At 66.6% G+C, this 25,157-nt stretch carries 16 protein-coding genes; 6 read left to right on the top strand and 10 right to left on the bottom strand.

The window, feature by feature from the left end:
• Positions 1-171: 171 nt before the first annotated feature.
• Positions 172-3,624: a MobF family relaxase gene (gene mobF / locus AAIB33_RS07405; protein WP_345803398.1), complete on the top strand. Its 3,453-nt coding sequence runs from the start codon at positions 172-174 to the stop codon at positions 3,622-3,624.
• 320 nt (positions 3,625-3,944) lie between these two features.
• Here mobF and AAIB33_RS07400 read toward each other — a convergent pair whose 3' ends face one another.
• Both AAIB33_RS07400 and AAIB33_RS07395 read right to left on the bottom strand, forming a co-directional pair.
• Positions 3,945-4,280: an ATP-dependent DNA ligase gene (locus AAIB33_RS07400; RefSeq protein ID WP_345802900.1), complete on the bottom strand. Its 336-nt coding sequence runs from the start codon at positions 4,278-4,280 to the stop codon at positions 3,945-3,947.
• Positions 4,281-4,579: 299 nt separating this feature from the next.
• The gene (locus tag AAIB33_RS07395) at positions 4,580-4,864 is read right to left on the bottom strand and encodes a hypothetical protein (RefSeq protein ID WP_345802899.1); all 285 of its coding nucleotides are present in this window, start codon (positions 4,862-4,864) and stop codon (positions 4,580-4,582) included.
• Between the two features lie 228 nt (positions 4,865-5,092).
• Here AAIB33_RS07395 and AAIB33_RS07390 point away from each other — a divergent pair, with 228 nt between their 5' ends.
• Positions 5,093-5,452 (top strand): hypothetical protein, encoded by a 360-nt coding sequence (locus tag AAIB33_RS07390; protein ID WP_345802898.1) that lies wholly within the window; start codon positions 5,093-5,095, stop codon positions 5,450-5,452.
• Positions 5,453-6,866: 1,414 nt separating this feature from the next.
• Here the strand turns inward: AAIB33_RS07390 and AAIB33_RS07385 are convergent.
• The 4 genes from AAIB33_RS07385 to AAIB33_RS07370 form a co-directional block, all read right to left on the bottom strand.
• Positions 6,867-7,784 (bottom strand): formylglycine-generating enzyme family protein, encoded by a 918-nt coding sequence (locus tag AAIB33_RS07385; RefSeq protein ID WP_345802897.1) that lies wholly within the window; start codon positions 7,782-7,784, stop codon positions 6,867-6,869.
• A 28-nt stretch (positions 7,785-7,812) separates the two neighbouring features.
• Positions 7,813-9,483: a SulP family inorganic anion transporter gene (locus tag AAIB33_RS07380; protein WP_345802896.1), complete on the bottom strand. Its 1,671-nt coding sequence runs from the start codon at positions 9,481-9,483 to the stop codon at positions 7,813-7,815.
• 5 nt (positions 9,484-9,488) lie between these two features.
• Entirely contained in the window at positions 9,489-11,828 is a 2,340-nt protein-coding gene (locus tag AAIB33_RS07375; protein ID WP_345802895.1) for an arylsulfatase, read from the bottom strand.
• A gap of 138 nt (positions 11,829-11,966) precedes the next feature.
• On the bottom strand, positions 11,967-13,685 hold the full coding sequence (locus AAIB33_RS07370) for a solute carrier family 23 protein (RefSeq protein ID WP_345802894.1): 1,719 nt from the start codon (positions 13,683-13,685) through the stop codon (positions 11,967-11,969).
• 136 nt (positions 13,686-13,821) lie between these two features.
• On the opposite strand from AAIB33_RS07370, the gene AAIB33_RS07365 reads away from it, so the two are divergent.
• A complete protein-coding gene (locus tag AAIB33_RS07365; RefSeq protein WP_345802893.1) occupies positions 13,822-14,484 on the top strand; it encodes a GAP family protein in 663 nt (220 codons plus the stop codon).
• 172 nt (positions 14,485-14,656) lie between these two features.
• On the opposite strand, the gene AAIB33_RS07360 is transcribed toward AAIB33_RS07365, so the two are convergent.
• On the bottom strand, positions 14,657-15,577 hold the full coding sequence (locus tag AAIB33_RS07360; RefSeq protein ID WP_345802892.1) for a hypothetical protein: 921 nt from the start codon (positions 15,575-15,577) through the stop codon (positions 14,657-14,659).
• Between the two features lie 198 nt (positions 15,578-15,775).
• On the opposite strand from AAIB33_RS07360, the gene AAIB33_RS07355 reads away from it, so the two are divergent.
• Positions 15,776-19,210 carry a hypothetical protein gene (locus AAIB33_RS07355; protein WP_345802891.1) on the top strand — a complete coding sequence of 1,145 codons (3,435 nt, stop codon included), beginning with the start codon at positions 15,776-15,778 and terminating at the stop codon, positions 19,208-19,210.
• A 149-nt stretch (positions 19,211-19,359) separates the two neighbouring features.
• Here AAIB33_RS07355 and AAIB33_RS07350 read toward each other — a convergent pair whose 3' ends face one another.
• On the bottom strand, positions 19,360-20,106 hold the full coding sequence (locus AAIB33_RS07350) for a hypothetical protein (protein WP_345802890.1): 747 nt from the start codon (positions 20,104-20,106) through the stop codon (positions 19,360-19,362).
• 307 nt (positions 20,107-20,413) lie between these two features.
• The gene (locus AAIB33_RS07345) at positions 20,414-20,740 is read right to left on the bottom strand and encodes a hypothetical protein (protein ID WP_345802889.1); all 327 of its coding nucleotides are present in this window, start codon (positions 20,738-20,740) and stop codon (positions 20,414-20,416) included.
• On the opposite strand from AAIB33_RS07345, the gene AAIB33_RS07340 reads away from it, so the two are divergent.
• On the top strand, positions 20,739-21,224 hold the full coding sequence (locus AAIB33_RS07340) for a hypothetical protein (RefSeq protein WP_345802888.1): 486 nt from the start codon (positions 20,739-20,741) through the stop codon (positions 21,222-21,224). The two genes, AAIB33_RS07345 and AAIB33_RS07340, sit on opposite strands and share 2 nt — an antisense overlap.
• 95 nt (positions 21,225-21,319) lie before the next feature.
• Here AAIB33_RS07340 and AAIB33_RS07335 read toward each other — a convergent pair whose 3' ends face one another.
• Positions 21,320-22,486 carry an IS30 family transposase gene (locus AAIB33_RS07335; protein WP_345802887.1) on the bottom strand — a complete coding sequence of 389 codons (1,167 nt, stop codon included), beginning with the start codon at positions 22,484-22,486 and terminating at the stop codon, positions 21,320-21,322.
• A gap of 611 nt (positions 22,487-23,097) precedes the next feature.
• Here AAIB33_RS07335 and AAIB33_RS07330 point away from each other — a divergent pair.
• Positions 23,098-24,873, top strand: coding sequence for an SIR2 family protein (locus tag AAIB33_RS07330; RefSeq protein WP_345802886.1), 1,776 nt, complete (start codon positions 23,098-23,100; stop codon positions 24,871-24,873).
• Positions 24,874-25,157 lie beyond the last annotated feature (284 nt).

The following is a 25,157-nucleotide window of genomic DNA, read 5'->3' as shown; positions in this document are numbered from 1 at the left end:
AACGCTTCGGAGACCGGCTTCAACGACATCGTCCTCTCCTGGCCAGGGCGGCGCGACCCCGACCGCCTCGCGTGGCGTCGGGACCGGAATAACGCCCGCCTGCAATAGCGCACGGGCGCCAGCAGCGCACCTCCTCCCTGAGGGGACGGGGGTGGCGCGGTGACAGTGTCGATGCGGGTCATGAGTGCCGGCGACGGCTACAAGTACCTACTGCGCACGGTGGCCGCCGGGGACGGCGTCCGTTCGTTGTCGACGCCTTTGACGCGGTACTACACCGAGGAAGGGACACCGCCGGGCCGTTGGATGGGCAGCGGCGTGGCGTCCTTGAGCAGCGGCATCCGAATCGGCGACACCGTCACGGAGGCACAGCTTCAACTGCTCATCGGTATGGGCGGGCACCCCGTCACTGGGGAGCCGCTTGGCCGCGCCTACCCGCAATATGGCGTCTGCACGCAGGCCGACGGCTCGGCCTCGCGCCGGCGGGCGGTTGCAGGCTACGACTTCACGTTCTCGATTCCGAAGTCGGCGAGCGTGCTGTGGGGTGTTGCGGACGCACGCACGCAGGCCGTCATTGCTGATGCGCATCATCGCGCTGTTGCGCACGTGGTTGCCTACCTGGAGCGTGAGGTGGCAGCCACCCGCACGGGTGCGACAGCCGGTGATGGGGCCGTTGCACAGGTGAGCGTCAAGGGAATCATCGCGACGGCGTTCGACCACTTCGACAGCCGCGCAGGCGACCCCCACCTGCATACGCACGTCGTCGTGAGCAACAAGGTCCAGACCGTGCTCGACGACAAGTGGCGCTCGCTCGACGGGCGCCCGCTCCATGCGGCGGTCGTTGCACTATCGGAGTTGCATGAAGCGATCTTCACCGATGAGCTCACGCACGCGCTCGGTGTGGCGTGGGAACCGCGCGACCGGGGGCGTGACCGCAATACTGCATGGGCGATCAGGGGCATCCCGGAAGAGCTCGTCGCGCTCTTCTCGTCCCGCTCGCATGCGATCGACGAGCAAACTGACAAGCTCATCGACGCCTTCGTGGCGGCCCACGGTCATCGGCCGACCGCCGCCACGATCATGAGGCTCCGCGCGCAAGCCACGCTCACCACGCGGCCGGAGAAGCAGCTGCACTCGCTCGCCGACCTCACGGCGGGATGGCGTCAGCGCGCTACCGAGGTGCTTGGTCAAGACGCGACGACTTGGGCCCGTGATCTGAGGTCGCAGCAGCAGATGCGAATCTCTCCGACCCGCGCGACCGACCTGTCTCCGGCGGTGATCGCCGATCTCGGCGAAGCCATTGTTGAGGCGGTCGCCGAGAAGCGCACGACGTGGCGCCGCTGGAATCTCATTGCGGAAGCCGCGCGGCAGACGATGCCCCTCCGTTTCGCATCGGCATCCGATCGCGAGAACGTGGTGGAGCGCGTTGCGGACGCGGCCGAACGGGCTTCGTTGCGGCTGACGCCGCCTGAGATTGCAGAGAGCCCGCTGGAGTTTCAGCGTCCGGATGGGTCGTCGGTGTTCCGCGCCCGGCGAAGCGCGGTCTTTACCGCCAATCTCCTGCTCAAAGCGGAGTGCCGGCTGGTCGAGCGATCCCGCGATACGGCCGCGCCGCGCCTGTCGACGGCGACACGCGGCCAGCGCGGCAGGAAGTCGCTCTCGGCTGACCAGGCAGCGGCGCTGGAGAGGATCGCCACATCCGGGCGCACCATCGACTTGCTTGTCGGTGCCGCGGGCACAGGCAAGACGTCGGCGATGCGCGCCCTCCGCGACGCGTGGGAGCGAACGTACGGTCGTGGCTCCGTCGTCGGTCTCGCGCCGTCCGCAGGTGCGGCGCACGTGCTCGCCGAGGACCTCGGCATCCCGACTGAGAACACCGCCAAGTGGTGGACGAACCACGTCACCCGGGGCGAGCGATTCCGCAGGGGGCAACTCGTCCTCATCGATGAGGCCTCCCTTGCAGGCACGCTCTCCCTCGATCGCATTTCGAGCCTGGCCGCCAGCGCCGGCGCAAAGGTGCTGCTCGTCGGCGACCACGCGCAATTGCAGGCTGTCGACGCCGGTGGTGGGTTCGCGCTGCTCGCGCACGACCGTGACGACGTTCCGGAACTCGTCGACGTGCACCGCTTCGTGCACGCCTGGGAGAAAAAGGCATCCGTGCAACTCCGCGACGGCGACACCGACGTCATCGATCAGTACACCGAGCGCGGCCGAGTCGTCGAGGGGCAGTCCGACGCGATGATCGACGCCGCCTACCTCGCCTGGCGCACCGACGTCCGCGCAGGCAGCGCGAGCATCCTCGTCGCCGACTCCAACGAAGCCGTCACGGCGCTCAACGTCCGCGCCCGCGCCGAACGCATCCTCGACGGCGACATCACCGGCACCACCGAGGTTGCATTGCACGCCGGCACCGCCGCAGCGGCCGGCGACATCGTCTTCACCCGCCGCAACGACCGAACCCTGCGGACGGGCCGTTCCTGGGTCCGCAACGGCGACCGATGGACCGTCATCAAGGTCTTCGAAGAGGGACGGATGCTGGTGCGCCGCGCCGATCGACGCTCTCGCGCGACCGTCACCTTGCCCGCTTTCTACGTCGCCGAGCACGTCGACCTCGGCTACGCGATCACCGCCCACCGGGCCCAGGGCATCACAACGGACACGGCTCACGTCCTCGTGCAAACCGGGATGACGCGCGAGAGCCTCTACGTCGCGATGACCCGCGGTCGCCAGGCCAACACCGCCTACGTCGCCGTCGACCGACCCGAGGTGTCCCACGACGCGCCCCACCCGGGCGAGCCCCGCGACGCAACAGGAGCATCCGTTCTCCGCGGCGTCCTCCAGCACGCGGGCGCCGAGCTCTCGGCACACGAGACGATGACGGCCGAGCAGGACCGCTGGGCCTCCATCGCTCAGCTCGCAGCCGAGTACGAGACGATTGCCGCCGCCGCGCAACACGACCGGTGGGTCGCTCTGGTCGAGAGCTCGGGACTGTCGCCAATCGTGGCAGCGAGCGTCGTCGGCTCTGACGCGTTCGGACCGCTCACCGCGACACTCAGGCGCGCCGAAGCACATCACCACAACGTCGACCTCCTCTTCCACGCCGTCGCCGGCGCAACGACGCTCGACGACGCGGAGGACATCGCCGACGCACTGCGATCGAGGCTTGAGAAGGCGCTTGCTCGGCAGCGCGCACAAGAGATCGGAAGGAAAGCGCCACGCCTGGTTGCCGGACTCATTCCCGAGGCGCTCGGACCGATGACGCCAGAGATGCGCCGCGCCCTCGATGAACGACGCACGCTCATGGAGCGTCGTGCGCAAACCCTTGTCGACAAGGCTCTGAGGTTCGGTGACAACTGGATCATGGAGTTGGGCACTGAGCCGACCGAGTCCGCGCGTGCGGCCTGGAGACGACAGGCACGAATTGTCGCGGCATATCGCGACCGTTACGGGATCACAGGGCGCAGTGCGCTGGGCACCGCCACCGACACCGACACGACAGCTCAGCAGCGCGACCAGGCACACGCACGCGCCGCCTTCAACACCGCCGTTAATCTCGCCCGAGGCGAAAGCAGTGAGCGCCTGCGAATGCGGGGGAGCGTGTTTCGGCAGCGCCTGCTCGTGAGGTAGTGCCGTCCGAATGATTAAGAGTTGCGACCAGCGCAAGAACCCGACGGCCGGCGACAGCCCTTGAAGCTGCGGTGGAGTCGACGATGCGTCGCTCGACTGGGACGGGGCTATTCCGACCCGGATCCGGTACGCGGCGTACAACCGACTCGCACTCGCCTCGGGACTTCGCACTGAGCCTTCGGTCGTGATGGGCCCGCGCCACGATACGCACGGGTACTAAGCGCCCTGCGATGCACCGATGTAGCCTTCGGTCGAGCTGTGCGCCGTCGGCGCCGTCAGAAGGAGTACCCCGCGCGCGTTCGTACCTGCCTGAACCCGTGCTAACCGGTCGTTGGTTCGTCGAGCACGATTTGGGGTGCTTCCTCATCCGGTTCGGGGACGATCGTGAGCCCGCTGGGTCCGCTCGCGGCTTCGATGAGTAGTTCTATCCACGCGCGGTTGATCCGGTGTCGCTGGGTGGTGAAGAAGCGGAACTGGAGGGGGATGGAGGGGTGGATCCAAAAGCTGCGGTGTCCGCTGCCTTTGCCCACGTGGACGTCGAACATGAACGCTTCGCCGCGGCGCAGTTTGGTCATGATAGCGATCCGCACGTGAGCGAGGGTGCGGTCGTCGATGTCCACTGCGTTGGCGTTGGTGTCGTAGATGAACCGTCCCACGTCGGGGAGACTACTGAGGCGTGCACGGCCTCCCCATCTGTTGACAACCGGTCCCACGGGAGTCTGTGACGTTATGAGAAGCCAGCAGCTCCTGACGGGATGAAGCCCTCGAAAGGGCGGGCGTTCGTCCACGTCTAATTCGTCTTGGATTTCGTCGGCATAGGCTTTAAGCCATGCTTCGGTTTTTTCGCTCACGGCTCCGGTTAAGAACCGTGTTGCGGCGATGTTGTGCGGTCCACGTAGACCGGGACGCGGACACGAAAAGCGGACGGCGCGGTGAAGCCAGGCGGGGTTCTCGGTTACAGGTCAAACTCGCCGCCGAACGAGGTTTCGATGTCGCCGTCGTCGCGGGGGTCGAACGGCGCTGTCTCCACGGAGATGACGACGCGGGTGGATACCGAGACCAGCACGCTGACGGTCCGGTTCCCGACCACGATGAAGTCCACGAACCGCGCTGGGGAGGCGGCGGCTTTCTCGATGCGACGCTTGAGGTCCTCCACGTCCTGCACCTGGGCGAGGAGGAACATGCCGTCGTTGATCGACAACTGAGTATGCACCGTGGTGTGCGAAGGGGAGTCGGTCATCGAGGCACCGTACTGCTCACAACTTCGCACCGTTCACGGGGTTGCGGCGCGCCGCGCCATGCAGTATCACTCTGCGGCGCCCGCCTCGGAGCCGGCACAAGGTCACTCGTAGGGAAGAGATCGATATATCGGTCCCTTGTTCGGTGGTGAGAGGGACTGCGCTGGATAGTCTGGAGGGCTCGGTCGACGTGGCCGAAATCACGTTTCTTGAGTGGTCAGGTGCACGACATGGGAACGATCTATTACGGTGGCTCCGCCACTCCCATCCACATCGACGATCGTGCACTTGCGCATCTGAAGGTCGTGATCGCCACCAAGCTGCGACGTGGAGAGAGCTTCACTCTGTCCTGGCAGCATCCGGACGATCAGCCGCGAGGTCGCAGCACCATCTGGCTGCACCCATCGATACCTCTGCGGTTCGTCTTCGATGATCCCGAACCGCCCACGTTGAGTCGGGAGTGGATCGAACAGCTGGCCACCTCCGCCAACTCTTCCGGCGGCATCATGCTCATCGCCGAGCACCTCGACGCCGACTCGCCACCCGTCGAAGACCATGCACCCCAGGCGGTCACGATCAAGAGGGACTAGCGCCTGGAGCGCCACTCCCGCGGCGGTGTGCGGCAGGCGCCTCTGGAGCCCGATGCCGCACATGCCGCCGTGACGGGGGCTGGCCTCGCCTCGTGCGGGACGGGGATCAGGAGGTCACTTCGGCGCGGCTTGAGGCTGCGTTCCGACTGGGCGACCACCAGGCGATCGTGTGCGCTATCACGCAGAACATCACGGACCGCTAGCCCGAGGGACAGGGCCCCACGTCGCGCCCTCGGCGACACGAGCGCGGAAGCGCATCGGCACAGTCCCCGCGGCCCAGCGGGCAGGCCTCAGTCCCGACGTTAGCGATCAGGGGATGCGTCCGACATCTTTTGGGGAACGCGCAGAGCGCGGCCAACGCAGCCGCTCCCTCCGCGATCACGGCCACGGCCCCGCGCCCAGCCCCGCACCGGCTGCTCGCGGAGTTCGAAGGTGACGGACCACTCACTCTGGGTGTCGCGCAGGTGGCGACGTTGGTACGGCCGTGCGGATTGGCCCCCACACACGACGGATAGGTGCGATGCGGGACGTCAGCCCTGTCGACCCGAGCCAGGTGCGGTCTCGCGGTCTGTCCCTATCGGGATGCTGCTTTCCCATTCCGAAGCGTCTCTGTACGAACCATGAGATGAGAGTTAGCCTTGATGTCTTGGGGGAAGCGGGTGGCGAATCAGTTCATTGACTCGCCGCCCACTCCGAGAATATTCTGCGCTCGCTTGCGCGCTTCGGTGCCCCGAGACACGGGTGGCGGTGGTCGAGTTGACGGCACGCTACAACCGTGGCGCACCCGTGTTCGGTGTGAGCATCGATGAGTTCCGTGAGGGCAAGATCGCCCTCGACCGCATCTACGTAGCGGAGGAATGGGACGCGCCAGGATGGCGCAAACCCTGGCTTTCCAACCGGCCAGTGGAGACTCCGGGGTTCTAGAAGGCCCACTCGATCCGCACCGAGATCGCGCAGGGCGGAGGCTACCTCGCTTTGTGCCGCACTCCTTCTCCCAGTGCTGGGCTGAGCGCGCTCATGGCAATCTCCGGGGGTGAGGCGCCGAGATCATCCCATTGCCCTGGGCGCCGGTGTCCGACGCCCTCAACCTTCTAGGCCCTTGTCCGCGCAGGTTTCGTCAGCAGAGTACTCGGATCACGCCGCACGCAACGGATCCTCATGCGTGCATTGCCGAGGCGGCATGTTGAGTGTGGCCGCCGACGCGCTCGATGCGGCTCCCTTCAAAGGCAGCGCTCGCCAGCAGCCATTCCGCGCGATGGCGTCCTTTACCAATCAGGCTCGGCGACCACCGCCCAAGCCACGCGAGAGGTCGATGCTTCTGTCGCGCACGCTCGTGTGGATGGGACAACCGTAGCCACAGACGGGAGCCGATTCACCGGTTGTGAAGGTGGGTCGTTCGCCCCCGGCCGTGGCCTCAGGCATCGCGGACGCAGCGGAAGCCGATGTGCGTCGTCGAGCTGTCGTCGGCCTGCGGTGAGCGGGCTGCTGGCCGGAAGCGCAGGCAGTACTCGGGTGAACACAGGTAGGAGCCGCCCTTGAGCACCCGCCGCGGCACGCGCGAGCCCGGTTCCGCGCTCGCCGAGGCGAGGAGGTCGGATCGCCCGCCGCGGTCGACCGGCTCCGTGCCGGGCACGACGTGACGGGGTGAGTAGTAGTCGGTCGTCCACTCCCACACGTTCCCGATCGTGTCGAAGAGGCCGTAGCCATTGGCGGGGTACGACCCGACGGGGGCGGTGGTCGCGCCGAACCGGCCCTGGTTGTCATAAGGGAAGTGGCCGATCCACGTGTTCGCCTGCGCGACGCCGCCCGGGAACGCGGCATCCCCCCACGCGAACGCGGCACCCCCGCGACCGCCCTGCGCGGCGTACTCGAACTCCGCCTCGGTCGGCAGCCGCTTGCCCGCCCACTGTGCGTAGGCATCGGCATCCTCCAGCGCGACCTGCACGACGGGATGCGTCATGCGGTCGTCGATGGACGACCCGGCGCCCTCCGGGTGGCGCCACTGTGCGCCGGGCTCCCAGCGCCACCACTGCCGCCAGTCGCGCAGGTCGACGGGGCCGGGCGTCGGGGTGAAGACGAGCGAGCCGGGCACGAGTTCTTCGGCGGCGAGCTCCGGATAGTCGGATGCCGAGAGCGGCCGCTCAGCGACCGTGACGTACCCCGTCTCCTCCACGAACCGCGCGAAGTCGGCGTTCGTCACCTGGTGCCGGTCGATCCAGAACGACTCGACCGAGCGCTCGTGCACGGGACGCTCGTCCGGGTAGAACTCATCGCTTCCCATCGTGAAGGCTCCGGCGGGGAGGAGGACCATGTCGGGGGCAGGGGGAGTCATCGTCGAAGCATCCCATTCCCGCGGAGGCTCACCGCGCATTCGCGACCTCCTCGCGGGCGTCGGCATAGGCGCGGCGGACGGTCGCGCCGACCCATTCGCTGCCCTCGTAGAGGTTGTCGGGGCCGATCGCGCTCGCCAGCCCGCTCGCCCGGATCTGCGTCAGGACGTCCTTGTCGCTCACGACGAGCTTGAGCGTCGAGCCGGCCTCCCCGAGTGCGGCCGCATAGCGGCGGAGCACGTCGATCGTCGTGAGGCCGATCTGGTCGATCCCGCGAAGGCGCAGGATCACCACGGCACCGCTCGAGGCCCGCGAGATCGCCGGCAGCTGCCGCTCGAGGGTCGGCGCGCTGGCGAAGAAGAGGCTGCCGTAGGGCTGCAGCACGGTGACGGTGCCGCGGCCGATCCAGGGGACGGGGTCGACCTCGCGCATCCCGCCGTCGTCGGACAGCCGCAGCTCGCGCACACGTACGCGGTTGGACTGCTGCACCACGAACATGACCATCCCGAGCCCGACCCCGACGAGCACCGCGAACTGCAGCGGGATGAGGATCGTCAGCACGAACGTGACCGCCATGATGACGGTCTGGAGCGGTCCGGTGCCCAGCACCGAACGGATCCGCGCCGGTTTGATCGCCCCGGCCCCGATGACGATGAGAAGACCGGCGAGGGCCGGCATCGCGACGTACGCGACCGTCTCCGCCGCGAACAGGATGACGACGACCATGCACGCTCCGGCGAGGAACAGGGCCGCGCGCGTCCTGGCCCCCGCTGCGACGACGATCGACGACGAGCCCATCGAGCCGCCCACCGGCATGCCCTGGAAGACGCCCGCGATCAGGTTGCCGGCGCCCTGGGCGACGATGTCGCGTGAGACGTTCGGCCTCCGGCCGTCGGGGGTTGGCAGTCCCGTCGATACGCCGGCGCCCTGCACGACGCAGATGAGCGCGATCGAGAAGGCCGGGACGACGAGGAACAGCATGTCGTCCCAGGTCGGCAGGACGGGGCGTGGCAGGCCGTTCGGCACCGCCACGAGGTCGCCGATGAGCGCGACGGATGCCCCGGCCCACGCGTTGAGGGCGGCGGCCAGGCCGCTTCCGGCGACGATCGCGATGACGAGGCCGATGCCTCCGATGCGCGTCTGCTGCAGTGCCAGGATGATCGCGATTGTGACGAGACCGACGGCGATCGACGCGACGCTCCACTGGCCGGGATGGATCGCGGTGTCGATGAGCTTCGCGACGCGATTGTCGTACGGGGCGGCGTACCCGGTCAGGTTCGCGAGCTGGCCCAGCACGATGTTGACGCCGACGGCCGTGAGGAAGCCGGTCATGACCGCCGTCGGCACGAACCGCACGAGGCGCCCCACCTGCGCGAGGCCCGCGACGAGGAGGATGGCGCCCGTCAGCATCGAGAGGGTGAACAGGGCACGATCCGGGTCTGGTCGCGTCGCGAATCCCGTGTCCGAGACGACGAGGGCGATCGCCCCGGTCGTCTGCACGACCATGAAGGAGCTGCTCGTGAAGAGCGCCGCCCCGACCATTCCGAACAGATAGGCGTACAGCCCGGCGAGCGGATTGACACCGGCGAGCAGGCCCATCGCCAGCCCGTCGGGCACGCTCTCCACGCCGACGACGACCCCCGCGCCGACGTCCCGGGCGAGGGATCGACGGCGCTTCGGCGCGGGAGTCGTCTGGGTCAACCGGGTCAGGCGGACGTGGCGTACGCGACGTGCACGCGGTCGATCCGCCCGTCGAAGGCGAACGGCATCCGCTCGGCGTACGCGCGCGAGACGGCGCCGCCGTACGCCCGCCCGATGTCGAGGCAGTCGTTCGCCGAGAAGAGGAGCGGTGCGCTCACGGGCACGACTCCGGAGGCGACCTCGTCGCCGTTCACCTTCAGCACGACCTCGAGAGGTCCCCCGGGTCGCGGCTCGACGTAGGTCGTCTCGATCACGATCGTGACGTCTCCGGCGGGGAGCGGATCGGGTGCTGCGATGATCGTCCGCTGCACGAGGAACAGGTTGTACTCGTACGTGAGGACGCCGTCGACGACGTACGCCGTGAGACCGCCGCCGGCACCGCCGAGCTTGTACAGCACGCCGTTCGCCTTGTCGCCGACGTTCGCCGTGATCGTCACGGTGTTCGGCTTGTTGCCGAGGGCCGGTGCGCTGAATTCGGGCACACGCGTCGTGTCGCCGGTCATCTCCCACTCCTGGTAGGGCGGCGAGATGCGGAACTCGGGGTGATAGACGGGGACCCACAGGCCTCCGCCGATCGGCAGCACGCTGTTCTTCGCCGCCTCGATCGCGAAGAGCTCCTTGAGACCCGCGAGCTTCTCGGGATGCTCCTGGGCGATGTCGTGCGCCTGGCTCCAGTCCTCGTCGAGGTGGTAGAGCTCCCAGGTGTCCTCGTCGGGCGTCCACGTGCGGATTCCCGGAGGAGCACCGGGCACCCACGGCAGGCGCGGACCCGTCGTCGACGCCATCCAGCCGTCCTGGTAGATCGCACGGCTCGCCATGACCTCGAAGTACTGCACGCGGTGCCGGCCCTCGGCCGTCTTGTCGTCGATGGAGTACGCGAAGCTCGTGCCGTCGATCGGGTCCTGGTGGACGCCGTTGACCGTCTCGGGATGCGAGATGCCGAGGATCTCGTAGATCGTCGGTGCGACGTCGATGACGTGGTGGAACTGCGTGCGGGGCACGCGGTCGGGCTCGATGTGCCCCGGCCACTGGATGAAGAGCGGATTGCGCGTGCCGCCGAGGTGCGAGGCCATGAGCTTCATGCCCTGATACGGCGTGGACCCCGCCCACGCCCAGGCCGCGTGGTACTGGTTGTCCGTCGCCGGGGTGCCGAGCGCGTCGAGGCCGCCGAGCTCGTCGAGCGCGGCGAGGTGCTGATCGATCGTCGTGGGGATCATGTTCTGCGCGAGCAGCTCGCTGATCGTGCCGTTCTGGCCCTCGCCCGACGAGCCGTTGTCGCCCCAGATGTAGATGACGATCGTGTTGCCGAGGTAGCCGAGGCGATCGAGCTCGTCGACGAGACGGCCCGCCTGCACGTCCGCGTGCTCACCGAACCCCGCGCACACCTCCATGAGCCGCGCCTGGAACGCCTTCTGGTGGTCGGGGATCTCGTCCCACCCCTGCAGCGACTCCGGGCGGGGCGTGAGCTCGGCGTCCTCGGGGATCCAGCCCGCGGCCTTCGCTCCCGCGTGGGCGTCCTCACGGTAGGCGTCCCAGCCGTCGTCGAAGACGCCGGCGTACTTGTCGGCCCACTCCTTCATGATGTGGTGCGGACCGTGGATCGCCCCGGTCGCCCAGTACATGAAGAACGGCTTGTCGGGTGCGAGCGCCTTGTGGTCGCGCAGCCACGCGATCGCGTCGTCGGCGATGTCCTCGCTGAGGTGGTAGCCCTCCTCGGGCGACTTCGGCGGCAGGACGCTCGTCGTGTTGCGCACGAGGTTCGGCTCGTACTGCGACGCCTCGCCGGCGAGGAATCCGTAGAAGTACTCGAAGCCGTTGCCCGTCGGCCAGTTGTCGTACGGACCGGCCTTCGTCGTCTCCTCGGCGGGGGTGTTGTGCCACTTGCCCCACGCCGCCGTCGAGTAGCCGTAGTTGCGCAGCACCTCGGCCATCGTCGCGCTGCTCTTCGGGATGTGCCCCGAGTATCCGTCCCAGTCGGCGGCGAGCTCGGCGATCTGCCCCGCCCCCACGCGGTGGTGGTTGCGCCCGGTCAGCAGCGACGCGCGGGTGGGCGAGCACATCGCCGTCGTGTGGAAGCGGTTGTAGCCGACGCCGCCCTCGCGGATCCGCTCGAGCGTCGGCGTGGCGACCTTGCCGCCCAGCGGCGCGGGAAGCGCGGGGCCGGCGTCGTCGATGAGCACGACGAGCACGTTCGGCGCATCCTCGGCGAGGTGCCGCTCCGGCGGCAGCGGCGCGTACGTCGACTCCGCGAGGGTGCGCCCCGCGTAGCTGCCCGAGGGCTTCGGCGGGAAGGGAAGCGTCCTCGCCGGCGGAAGCGGGGCGCCGATCACTGATTCGTCCGTCATCGTCTCTCCTCGAATCGGGAGGGCGCAGTGCGATGGCACGCCCCCCGGGTGCTCAAGCCTTGGTCTCTGTCTATCGACAACACCGCCACAGCGGGTCGAGTGATGCAGCGCACTCACCCGTAGCGAGTGAGAGCGCCATCAGGCCCCCTTGGGGTCTCGGGATGCCTCGTTCCGCGCCTCCGTCCGCAACGTTTCTGCTCGCGCATACGCCGTCTCGAGCGACTCGGCCAGCCGCGGCGTCTCGATGACGACGTTCTCCGGACCGAGGTGCGTGAGCCGTCCCGTGTGGGTGAGGAGCTCGGCGAATTTCGGCGGCACGCCGCACAGGACGAGCGAGATGCCCTCCGCGCGCAGGTCGGCGACGATCTGGTCGAGCGCCTTGAGGAACGTGGCCGAGGGGACCATGGGGGAGCCGCGCATCGACAGCACGATCGCGGCATCCGTCGTCCCCTTCACGAGGGGCCAATCCTCCTGCAGCCGGTTGACCTCGGCGAAGATGCTGCCGCCCGTGTAGTGCAGCACCGTCGTGCGGTGGCTAGGCAGGCTCTGCGGCGGGTTCTCGACGATCCAGCCGTCGCCCTGCCGGACGACCTCGAGGATGCGCCCAGTGCGAGAGAGGGCGACGACACTGAGGATGATGGAGAGTCCCGCGCCGATGAAGATCGCCTGCTGCAGCGGAAGGGCCGTCGTCGCCGCGAAGGTCACGACGAGCGCGGCCGCCGAGAGCGCCGACGTGCGGAAGACGAGCACGATGTCGTCCCAGCGCCCCGCCACGAGCTCGCCGCCGATGACGAACATGAGGCCGCCGATGACGGGCATCGGGATATAGCCCGCGAACGGACCCACCAGGAGCACGATGAGTGCGAGCCAGAGTCCCGCGAAGATGCCGGACCAGCGGGTGCGCGCTCCCGCGCTCGTCGCGACGCCGGTGCGCGACATCGAACCGCCCGTCGGGAGCGCCGAGAAGAACCCGCCCGCGATGTTGGCCAGGCCCTGGGCAGTGAAGTCCTTCGAGGCATCCGATCGGGTGCCGTCTGGATTGCCGACGGCGGCGCTGATGCCCGCCGCCTGCGCGAGCGCGACGAGCGCGACGGCTACCGCGCCCGTCATCAGGGCGGGGATCGCGGCGATGTCGGGGAGACTCAGCGGCGGCAGCGCGCGCGGGATCGTCGCGATGTCGGACACGTACTCGACGTCCAGGCCGAGGAGCGCGACCGGGACCGTCACGACGAGGAGCGCGACGAGGGTCGCGAGGGAGCGGATCGGCTTGATGAAGCGCACGACGACCCACACGCCGATCGTGGCCGCGGAGACGAGCACCGAGGCGAGCTGCCACTGGTCGATGTTCGCGACCGCGTCGACGATCTTCCCGACCGTGTTCGAGCTCTGCGGCGAGTAGCCCGTCGCGTCGTGGATGACGCCCGCGATGATCTGCAGCGCGATCCCCGTCGTGAAGCCCGTCATGACCGCCGTCGACACGTACGACATGACCGAGCCCAGCTTGAGGAGCCCCATGACGAGCATCACCACGCCGACCATGACCGTCAGCGTCGCGACAGCGCCTAGGTCGCCCGGGTCGAGGCCGGCACCCTTCAGCACACTCTGCGATGTGAGAGCGATCGCGCTCGTCAGCGTCGTCACCATGAGCACGGTGCGGGTGAACATCGAGCCGACGATCGTCGGCACGATGCCCGACCACAGACCGAGCGGGGCGGAGAAGTTCCCGATGCTCGCGTAAGCCATGCCCTCGGGAATCGAGAAGAGGCCTGTGACGAATCCGGAGACGACGTCGCGTCCGGTGGGGCGGCCGAGCCCTCCCGTCCGGCGTCGAGGGCGAGGCGAGGTCGTTGCTGTCACGCGTGTCACGGTAGGGCTCACGCGGTTCCGGATGCGCAACGCTCGGTCACAATGCGCCCGCGCTCACCCTCGATAGGCGAGACTCGTTCTTCGCGGGCCGGGGGCCTGCGGTTCATCTGGGGGGATGTGGTGACCGGTGAACGGTGCGACGGTCTCGCTCGCGCTCGGAGTCGCCGCGAGCCCGGTGCCGATCATCGCGGTGCTGGCCCTCCTGCTCGGACGGCGCGCCCGGACGGCCGGTGTGGCGCTTCTCGTCGGCTGGGCTGCGAGCATCGCGATCGTCGTCTCGGTTGTCACGCTCATCGCCGACCGTCTCCCCGCCGACGCTCTCCAGGGCCCGCGGCCGGTGCAGGGCGTGATCCAACTCGTGCTGGCCGCTTCGGCCGTCGTGCTCGCTATCGTGTCGTGGGTGCGCCAGCCGCGCCGCGGCGCGGCACCGCGGCTCCCGGCGTGGATCAAGGCGGTCGACAGCATGTCGTTCCCTGTCGCCTGCCTCGCCGGCGTCGTCCTGATCCCACTGAGCCCCAAGAATCTCCTTCTCACGGCGAGCGCCGGCATCGAGCTCGGCGCCGCAGAACTGAGTCCGACCGAGACCGTCATCGCGATCGCGGTCTTCACGATCGTCGCGACGTCGACCGTCCTAATTCCCGTCGCCGCCTACCTGATCGCCGGCACTCGCCTGCACCGGCTGCTGGAAGTCCTGCGCCTCTGGCTCATCCGCCGAAACTCCGTCATCACGACGATCCTGCTCCTACTCCTCGCGGTCTGGCTCGCCGCCAACGGCATCGCGATCCTTTGAGAGCTGTGGGGGAACGCCGCCCGCAAGGATCCCTCAGCGGGCACCGTGGGGTTTCCGCTGCGGGGTGCTCGATCAGGGCCAGCTGAGTGCCGTCGACCTCGGTGACGTAGCCCGCTCGCAGCCCCCTTGCTCAAGGCGAAACAGGGTGCGGGCGCGGCCCAGTCCCTGATCGCTAGGCACCGCTAAAGACCCGGACCTGAAAGTCCCTGTTCATGGCCATCGATAGCAGACCTGTGTACTCACTTCCGAAAGGGACTGCGCCAAAGTACTCAAGTAGCGCACGTGGATGAATCGCGATTGCTCCCTCCTGGCCAAGCAGGCGGCCCTTAGCAACGGTGTGGATCGCGTCGATCTCGTCGGCGAACGCGTAGGCCAGGGCGAGGTTTTGTGACGGAAAGGCGAACTGCACGGTCTCCCGCCAGTGCTGGGTGGCGCCTCCTGAGCTGGGCATCTTGTTCAGGAATCTGATTGAGGATCCATGGTGGTCGATCATCACGCCGGCTGGATCGTGCTCGCTGCCGAGGCGCATGCCAGATTTTCGTGGCTGTACCGCGAGCCCATGCTTGGTCGCGTTGTATACGTTCGCCTCGTTGGCCATCAATTCAGCCGCGCGGTTCACAAGAAATCGGAGGACGTCTGCATCTTCTGCCCACGCCTGGTCGGACACGTCTGGGGGAGCGTCGGGGCCGCCGCGGAATACGAGGCGAAGTGACTCGAGGCTCGGAGGATCGGAGATCAAGGCGGCCGCGTTCTGTTTGAACTTCGCGTAGCTCGTCAAGCCAGATAGCCGCAGGGGTGGGCACGAGTTCTCATCGACGTGTGCGAAGTACAGTCGGAGCAGTGCCTCGGCGGCCAGGTACATGATCGACAACGACTCGATAACCGCAAACCCGTCGGTCTCATCTTGGTCGGGGGTGGCTCCGGACTGCGCGCGCAGGTTCCACGCCTCGACACCGTCAGTGAGTGCCTTGTGGAGGGGAGCTCGTGCGTCACCAAACGCAATCAGAAGCGTGATGCGAGTGCGCAGGTATTGGGAGGGAGAGTGCGCGTAGAAGTCGCGAATCAAGTCATTCCTGACATCCGTTGAGCTCATGTTCGGAGCGTATCGATAGCCGCCGACGCGATGCTCCATCCCCAAGCGGGCGTTGCGCGCAGAGGGGAGGCCTGCGGGCGCCGCACCCCATCCTCAGACCTCACTGCAGACCGGTGCTTGAGTGAAACCCTGCAAGCGCATGCGCGCCGCACTCGGAGCGTGTCTCACGCGTCGCATAATGTCGAGGCGGAGGCGGGCATGAATCTCATCGACCGCGTGCGGATGGCATTAGCGAACCCACGATCGACGATCAATCCGAGCGTTTTCGAGGAGTTCGCCACGACCGTACTCAGTGAGCTGCACCCGGGCTTGGTTCCGGTCCGGGGCGGGACCGATTGGGGTGCAGACGCTGATCTCGCGGACGACGCGGGCGACCCGGTATGGATGACCATTACCAGCTCGCCCAGTGTCGATGGTGCTCGCAAGAATCTCGTCAGCTCGCTCGACTCTTTGATCGCACACGGCATGGACGGCAAAAAGGTAATCGCCGTCAGCCTCGCCTCGATCGACCGCCGGGGCCGCGACCGGCTCAAGCGTGCCGCGCGGGCTCGTGGCTTCGAGCTCGTCCAAACCTACGACCGCGACTTCTTCGGCGATCGCCTACTCCGACTCGGCGACTGGCGCGAAAAGCTCCTCGGTCTCCGCAGCGGTCCATACGCGCTTTCTCCAAGATCTCCGCGAGCGGCATCTTCGGCTCGTACGGAGTTGATCGGGCGCGACGACCTGGTCTTACAAATCGCGGAGTCGGGTCGAGATGTGATCGTCGTCGGCGCGCCGGGCATTGGCAAGACCGCCCTCGTGGAGGCCGTGCCGGGCATCCGTTTCATCGCTGACGAGGAAGCGACCACGACCCAACTGCTCGGAGACATCATGGATGACGGATCGACCGTGATCGCTGTAGATGACGCCGCCCGGATACCCGCCATGCTCGTTCGACTCGACACTCTCCGCCGGACGGAGAAGCTTCAGTACCGCGTTGTCGCCATCTGCTGGCCGCAACAGCAGGCAGAGATCGCGACTCGCCTCCCCGACTCAAAGACGCTCGTGGTCGATCCGCTCCCTCGCAATGTCATTGGCGAGATTTGCCGCAACTACGGTGTCCGACGTCACGACCTGGTGGGACGCGTCGTCGCGCAAGCGCACGGTCGCCCCGGGTGGGCCGTGCGGCTGATCACGACGCTACTCACCGACGAGACACGGAACGACTTCTTCACGGGCCAAGCAGTGAATGGATGGGTCCGCGCCTACCTACTCCGTGCTGGCCTGCCGGGCGACTCCCTCGCGTTGCTCTCGATCCTCGGCATGATCGGCCACCTCGACACCGACGACGTCGATCATCTCGCCGACCTGCTCCAGATGACGAGACGCGATCTCGCTGCAGCAATCAACGCACTCGCCGCGGGCGGTCTCCTCGATGTCGAGGGGGGACGCAACGACGGACTCCGCTACTCAGTGGCACCACGCCAGCTGCACGCGAACCTGATCGCCGACGCCTACCTCCGCGAGAGCATCCCCGCCATCAGCGCCCGGACACTTTACGACAGGTGGCCCGACCGGCGAATCGCGATCGCAACAGGAATCGTCCACGCTGCACGCGTCAGCGGCGTGCACCAGCACCGGCTCGTCACCGAGATCGCGCTCGCCGGGCTCGCCGACGCTGCACTCCCGGGTGATTCCGGCCGCCTTATCCAGCAGTGCCTGCTGCTCAACGCAACCACCGCCGCCGCCGCGCTCGACCTCGTCGAACGCACGATCGCGCCCACTCATATCGAACACGCGGCCGACCACTACGCACTCGCCGTGATCGGCGGCCACGACCGCACGGCGACAACTCGCTTCCTCGACACCGCACTGTCCCAACTCCCAGCGGACCCAAAGGGTGTCGCTCGCTCTGTCGAGCGATTTGTGCGCGAAGTTCGCCAATTCGGCCCGTACCCTGCACCCAATGTTGACGCGCTCCTCCGAACGGGACAGGAGGCCCAGCGTTGGGCGTCCGCGCACCCAACCGAGGAGACCGGTGACCTGCAGACGCAGTTGCTCGCCGACTTGCTCGCTCCTGTCTTCGATGCTACTTATCAGTCCCCCGACGACATCATGTCGATCAACATGATCGGCGGTGTCCACACCGTGGCAGCAATGGACAAACTGATCAGCGATATCTGGATGCCGTATCAGGCTGCCGCCCAGGAGGCTTTGAGACCCAACGCTGCCCTCTCGCTGATCGCACTTGTCGGCGCTTGGGCACGAGCGGGACGTGGTCACGGAATGGCGTACAACGGGACCATCCCCCGCGCCCAGCAGACACGAGCGCGGGTGCACGGACGGACAATCGGCCGATGGATACGCGATCATCTCCCCGACAATCCGTTCATCCGCGACAAGTTCCGCGGCAGCGTCAGCCTCCTTGGCCTCGATCTGCCCGATCCCGATTCGCTTGCTTCGCGACTTCTCGCCCGTCGGCCTCGAGGCGAGGACTGGGCGTCCGCGTTCCAGGCCCAATCCAGCGCCATCGCATCCGCCATCGCGGGAATGTCAATGGCCGAGCTCTCGGACGAAGTGGCGGCGATTAAGCGCTACGAGGCCGAGGCGGACAGCGTCACCGCCAGTATCTGGCGGGTATGGCGCGCCGTCACCGATCTCAACGACGATCTTTGTCCCTGGATCGCTCACATGGAAGATGTGGGGCTTCTCGACGACGCCGCAGAACTCGTCGGCGCAGCCGCCGAACGACATCAACTCACCTCAGCGCAGACCGCGGCGTACATGAACCGCCCCACGCTTCGCAACGCCTTGGTGAACGCCGCACTCGCGGGCGAGGCAGAACACAGCGCGATCGTGCTGTCCGACCTGCGTGCCACCGACCTCCTCGGGCTGGAATATCAGATGGAGCGCGTGCCCGGGCCGGTGCTTCAGGCACTCCTCAACCACGACAGTGGCGGCGTCGCAGCCACCACCGCACTGCTCATGGCCGATCCAGAACGACCCGAGCGCGTCATGATCACCCCCGATCTTCACGAACTCTGGCGCACCGCGGCATCCAAACTACGGCTGCCCCTTCCGGCCAATACCTCCGACAACACCGCCCATCTGCGGGGCCTCGCGGCCGTGGCGCCCGACCTCTACGCTGCGATCCTCCTCCGCGCAGACCCCACGGACGTGCAACTCTGTTCCGAGATTCCGTGGACCGAAATCGAGCAATCGGCCCCGGGCCTTCCTGACCAGCTTCGGACCACGATCTACATGCACTGGCGGGAAAGCTTTGCATCCGACGACGCTCTCCGAGCAGTGACCGGAGCCGACATCGCCTGGCTGCGCCGCAACGTCGAGGACGGGGTCGTTACGCCGGACGCGGCAGTGTCAGTGCTGGACGGCGATGGGCCTCAACCGACGCTCGAGGAAGTCGCCGCGATTGTTATCCCGCGCGGGATGGATCCGCTCCATATCGCCAGGACCGTCGAGTTCGGCGTGCAGTGGGGAGAGGATCATCAACGAATTGAGGGGTACATCAAACAGTTCCGCGGACTGGCCGAGCACCCAGACGAGAACATCCGCACGATGAGCGCGATCGCCGTCGCCCACTACAGCACCGAACTCGAGGCGGCCAAAGCTGAGGCACGTCGGCGCGCGATCTGACCAGGTCAAGGTAGGGACCTGGTCGACTCCCCAGCAGCCGAACATAGCAATCCCCGAGCGGCTCCGGCGACACGCCCGCCTAGCCCGCGAGGTCCCCACCCGGCGCGCGAGCCGGTTCCTGGGCGAACGATGGTCCGTTTCACTCGGGGCTAGGCGAACTCACGAGGCACGGCGCGGGCCGGATCCCAGATGACGAAGGCGGCTCTCTTTCCGAGCGAGCCGAAGCGTCCCTGAAGAGCGCAGATGTGTACGGCGAACCACCAGATTTCGAGTTCGTCCGCGATAACTTCCGCGAGGTGTACCAGCTGAGCGTCAAGGTCTCCCCAATCGCCGGAGATGGGGCCGCCAAACGTGGCTGGGTCCGAGTACGTGACATGGTTTTCTAAGCGCGACCAATGGTTGTGCGGTGATTCAAAGTCGCCTAGCTCGTCCGTTGCAAGAACGTCGAGATAGTGGAATCGGCCCGATCGGCCATAGCGAGAGAACGTCGCGAAGAGCAGTGGAAGGATCGTGCTCTGCTCGATTCGGCTGAGGACCGTTTCAGAGTAGCCCGTTGCTGTCGACTGGCCGATGCCGCCGCGGGCGGTCTCGGTGACCATTCGCGAGAGCTTGTCAATGTCGTGACCCCATCCAAGAAGGGTCTTCATCGACGGCCATGCTCCAGCCCGCTCGACAGCCGCGCACCCGAGGAGTATTTTCGCGATCTTCTCAACGCCGATACTCCCGAGCGTGAAGATGGCGTCCCCGTGAAGGAGCGGGTGCCGAAGTCCCCGAATCGCATCTATCGAATCCCTCATGAGGTTCAACGCTGACTGGGACTCTTGGATGAGTGCGAGCGCCTGTCGGTCCGAGAGCGCCGAGTGAAGTCGGCTGCGGTCATTCGCCGGTGCGGTCACGGGCACCACGCTATTGGATTGTCCTTGGCTTGTAATTCTTGATCCGCGTGATGAGTCTGCGCGGCACTGGAGGTCGTCGTCGGTTCCGAGTCCGAGACTGATCTACCTGCGAAATCGGCGCATCACCATCGAAGTAGGTTCCCCTACGTCACCCATGCCGGAAGGCGTCGGCGAGCACGCAGACCGGTCCATCAGCGCGCAGAGGATGCGGCCGCGCAGGCACGGAAAGGGTCTGGGGGTGAACCGGCCCCTATGAGGATCAATCGCGCCGGCGCTAGACCGACAAACCATCGCCGTGCACGCGTTCTCATAGCGGTGGTACGAATTTGCCGCCCGGGTTTGAGGGGCTGTTGCTGCCGGTAGCAGGCAATGGGTGAACCTCGTCGAGTGAGCGGTTCGCTCCAATTACCATGCCGGCAATGGCGGCCGCGGCTTCGAACGCTTCTAGTTGGTCTAGGAGTGCGGCGTCGGCGCCAAGACTGCTGATCGCCGTGCGCAGGTCGACTCGACGCCGGTCGAGGTCGGCCAATGCTTGGCCGAGATGGATGTCGCCCATGGGGGTCTGGACTCCGTAGTCCGGCTCCGCGTTGCGCGCGTCCCACCGGCGTGACGCCCACGTGTAGAGATCAACCATGCGTCGGATCGTACTGGGGCTTCCGGTGGTGACCGAGCGACTAACCACTTTGACCGGCGAGCGGGTCCTTCTGTGCGTAGACGCGGCACGCGATAACTTCGACCGCATGACGCTTCGGCTCAAGCGTGTACCCGCGGAGGTCAAGCACCTCACCGAGCGGGAGGAGCGCTGGTACGTCCAGCGCGCTGATCGTGGCCGCGGGGCTGTCGTGGTGACCTTGCCGCAGATGCGGGGTGCGTGGGATGTTCAGAAGATCCACCTTCTGAGCGGGTCAGCGGTCAGGGCGTCCGCGACAGAGCCGAGACTGCTGGACACGTCTCAGCGCCTGGGGAGGACGTTCTGGCTGATCGGCGACGAGGTCGTGTCAGTTGACGATGTAACGGTGACGTCAGCCGATGTGGCGGCCCTTCGTGCCAAGCAGGAGAAGCGGCGAGCGGAGCAGCTTCGGCGAGCGCGCGCCGAGCTCGTCGAAAGTGCGGACTAGGCCTCAGAGCGAGCCGCGCTGGCGCGCCAACCAGACGCTCGAGCACTGCCCGCAGTCGGGGGAGTGCACGAATATCGGTCGGCGGATTCAAGCGGTCATCGCAACAGCACGCTTCTGATGACTTCGTTCGGGGTTTGGAACTCTAGCCGTTTGCGGGGTCGGTCGTTGAGTTCACGGGCGACGGCGTCGAGCTCGCCTTCAGTGAACTGGCTGAGGTCGGCGCCTTTGGGGAAGTACTGGCGGAGCAGGCCGTTGGTGTTTTCGTTGATGCCGCGCTGCCAGGGCGAGTGCGGGTCGCAGAAGAACACGTCGATGCCGGTGTCAATGCGGACCTGCTCCCAGTCGCGCATCTCCGGTCCTTGATCCCAGGTCAGCGCGCCGCGCAGCTGCACCGGGAGCTGCTGGATCTTCCGGGTCAACGCCGGCGCGACCTGATCGGGCTTGTAACCGTCGGGAAGGTGGACGAGCATCGTGAAGTTCGAGTGCCGCTCGACGAGGGTGCCGATCGCAGACAGGTTCCCCGTGCCGATGATGAGGTCGCCTTCCCAGCTTCCCGGCACGGCCCGATCACTGGCCACCGGTGGCCGCTGGGAGATGTTGACCATGTTCGGGATCCGGTTCTTGCGCTGCCCGGCCTTACGGCTGGGGCGGCGCAGCGCCCGCCCGGTGCGCAGATACCGGGTCAGCTCCCGCGTCAACGCGCCGCGGGACTGCACGTAGAGCGACTGGTAGATCGTCTCCGTGCTCACCTGCATCTCCGGGTCGTCGGGGAACTCTCGGCGCAGCCGGCCGGAGATCTGCTCCGGCGATCGGCGCTTGGCCAGGTCCCGTTCCACCCTGGCACGCAGCCGCAGGTTGGTCGCCAGCTTCGCCGGCTTCGGCGGGCCGGCCCGCATCATCGATGTCATCTGCGCCGCCGACGCCCGATACCGGCCGCGCACAGCATTCCGGGTCAGCTCTCGAGACACCGTCGACGGCGCCCGCCCGAGCCGACGCGCGATCGACCGCATCGACTCACCCGCCGCCACGCCAACGGCGATCTCTTCCCGCTCCGCGAACGACAAGTAGCGGCCCTGCAGATTGCGGCCGCGTCGCGGCCGGACCCCGCCCGCCGCGACGAGCATCCGCTTCGCAGTCGTGCGATTCACGCCGATCGCTTCGCCGACCTCGCTCGCGAACTGCCCGGCCTGAAAGCCGTCCCAAGCCTTCTGCATCAGATCCAGCCGGAACCTCAACGCCAACTCCGCCACAACACTCTCCATTCGGTAAGTGTTGCGACCACCGCAAGAACCCAAGGGTCCTCATACGGGCGATGCACGGAAGGGGGACGCTGCGATCGCTGCCGGCTGATCGCCGGTGATTAGTCCTATCCGCGGATGAGGACGTATCCCCGGCGCTTCGACTCCTGGAAGTTGTCGCGAAGCTCGCGTTCGGTGAGTTCCACCAATCTCTCCGGTCTCGGGATCGGACACCCGCTGCCTACACCGGTGGAGTACCCAGTCGGAGCGGACGGGGAGCACCGGAGGGCCGGCGGCACCTGTCTAGTCACTTCGATGCATACATCGTGCGCATGACCTTTCACGCACTCAAACTTGGCGCTGACGTAACGGTCGGGCTGTGGCATCGGTTCCCCCTGGTCCAGTGGCACTTGTAGCCACTGCAATGGTGTCGCGGGGTTCCGACATCACCGCGGTCGAGACTGGCGACAGAGGATCCGCAAATGGGCACTGCGCGATGGTGAGCATTACGGCTGTGTCTGGGACAGATGCCGGACATGATCTACCAATCGACGCCATCACTGACTGAGCCGCCGCGCCGATCCATTCCCCAGGTGTGTCCGACGCCGCAGTCAGGATAGATCGCGGAGGATCCCGTGGCCGCACCGCTCTCTCAAGTAGTTTCGCTAGCGACGTCAATGCACGCGCAGCCTGGTGTCTATGCCGTGTTGCTCGGATCGGGTGTTTCGACGGGCGCCGGCATCCCCACAGGGTGGGGCGTCGTTCGTGAGCTCGTCGGACGGATCGCTGCTGCCTCTGATCCGCAAAACCCCGACGCCGCGAAAGCCGCATGGGATGACCCGGAGGCTTGGTGGGCAGACCACGGCGATGGCGATCTCGGGTACTCGACCCTGCTCGAGCAGCTGGCGCCGCTCCCCGCGGCGCGCCAGGGGCTTCTTTCTGACTTCTTCGAGCCGAGCGAAGAGGAACGCGAAGAAGGGCTGAAGCAGCCGAGCCGGGCTCACTTGGCGGTTGCTGACTTGGTAAAGCGCGGTTTTGTACGCGTAATCGTAACCACGAACTTCGATCGTCTCATGGAGCGTGCACTCGAGGCGGTTGGTGTTTCTCCACAGGTGATCAGTCGGCCCGAGGCAATCAATGGCATGGCGCCCCTCGCGCATTCGCCGGCCACGCTCATCAAGCTCCACGGCGACTACAAGGACCTCGGCAGTCGAAATACCCCCGAGGAACTCGGCGACTACCCGGAGGAGTGGAAGCGCCTCCTGGCCCAGGTTTTCAATGAGTACGGGCTTCTCATCTCGGGATGGTCTGCCGACTGGGACGAGGCGCTTGTTGCTGCGCTTGAGAGTGCTCCGAACCGCCGCTATCCGCTGTTCTGGGATGCACGGAGCAGCAAGGGCGAGAATGCCGCGCGACTTCTGAGCGCTCGTGCGGGCATCGCCGTTCCGGCGGCCAGCGCTGATGACCTGTTCTCGGAGTTGGTGGGAAGCCTTGATGCGCTCGAGAAGCTCGCAAGCCCGCCACTCTCGACGGCGATGGCCGTCGCGCGGCTGAAGCGATACCTGCCCGATCCGATTCGGCGGATCGACCTTCACGATCTCGTCATGGACGCAACCGACCAAGTGGTTGCAGCGATCGCGGCGCAGCCCGTGACAATTGAGGGTCAACTCAGCTACGAACTCCTGCAAGGAATCTACGATAGTCACTTTCGTTCCATGAAAGAGCTCTCTCAGCTCTTGGCAACGGCCGTCTGGCACGATGTCGACGGGGTCCACGATCGCCTGTGGGTGGACGTGCTCCAGAAGCTGGTCGATGCCGGAACAGCCCCGCTCTCAAGCTGGAACGATGCGCTGGAGATGGCGCGGCGGTTTCCCGCCTTCATCGCGCTTGCCATCGTCGGTGTGACCTCCATTCGTCGCGGGCGAGATGACCTCATAATCCGCTTGGCGACCGATGCCGAGGGGCGCAACAAGTACAACCAGAACGAGCGAGAGCCGGCCGCGCAGTCTCTCCACTACCTCCGCCTCGCCTCGGACGATTGGGTCGATAACCTTCCCCGATGGGGAACTCAGCGTTGGCTCTACCCGACGAGCCACCTCTTCGTGACGGACTTGCGCGGCTACTTCGCGGACTCAATTCCAGTCGACGACGAGTTCCAACTGGCTTACCAAAGCTTCGAATACCGGCTGGGACTGGTCCAGGAGCGAACGCCGGGCAAGCACGCCATTTCGGGGGAGTACGTCGGCGAGTGGCGCTGGGAAGGCGACGTGCCGAAAATGGAGTCTGCGCTCCGCCGCCAGATTGAGCGTGGGCAGGCCCCGGCCTGGCAGGCGTTCTACGGGGGTACCGCCGAACTCGAGACAGCTCTCGTCGCACAGCGGGAGACGCTCAAGCGCTACGTCAGGTGGTGATTCGTGCCGTCGCAACTCGCTACGGTCGATCACCGCGCGTGAGACGGTCGGGAAGTCAACGCGGAGCAGGACTGCTAGCTCGAAATGTGCCCGCTCGCTATCTGCATCACTCTAGATGCCGCACTCGAACACGACACCGGGTGGACCACCGACGCACTCAACTCCGACAGCTGGGCGAACATGCGTGTGTTTGCGATACGCGCTCGAGGTGCGGCCGTCGCGTGATCGACTGAACTGATCCCTTCTCTGGACGAGTAGCTCCTTGGCCATCGCGTGCGGAAGCC

Source organism: Microbacterium sp. AZCO (assembly GCF_039614715.1).
In the GTDB taxonomy this organism is placed as follows: Bacteria; Actinomycetota; Actinomycetes; order Actinomycetales; family Microbacteriaceae; genus Microbacterium.
The sequence above is the reverse complement of the archived record's forward strand: the minus strand, read 5'-3'. Positions and strand labels throughout refer to the sequence as shown.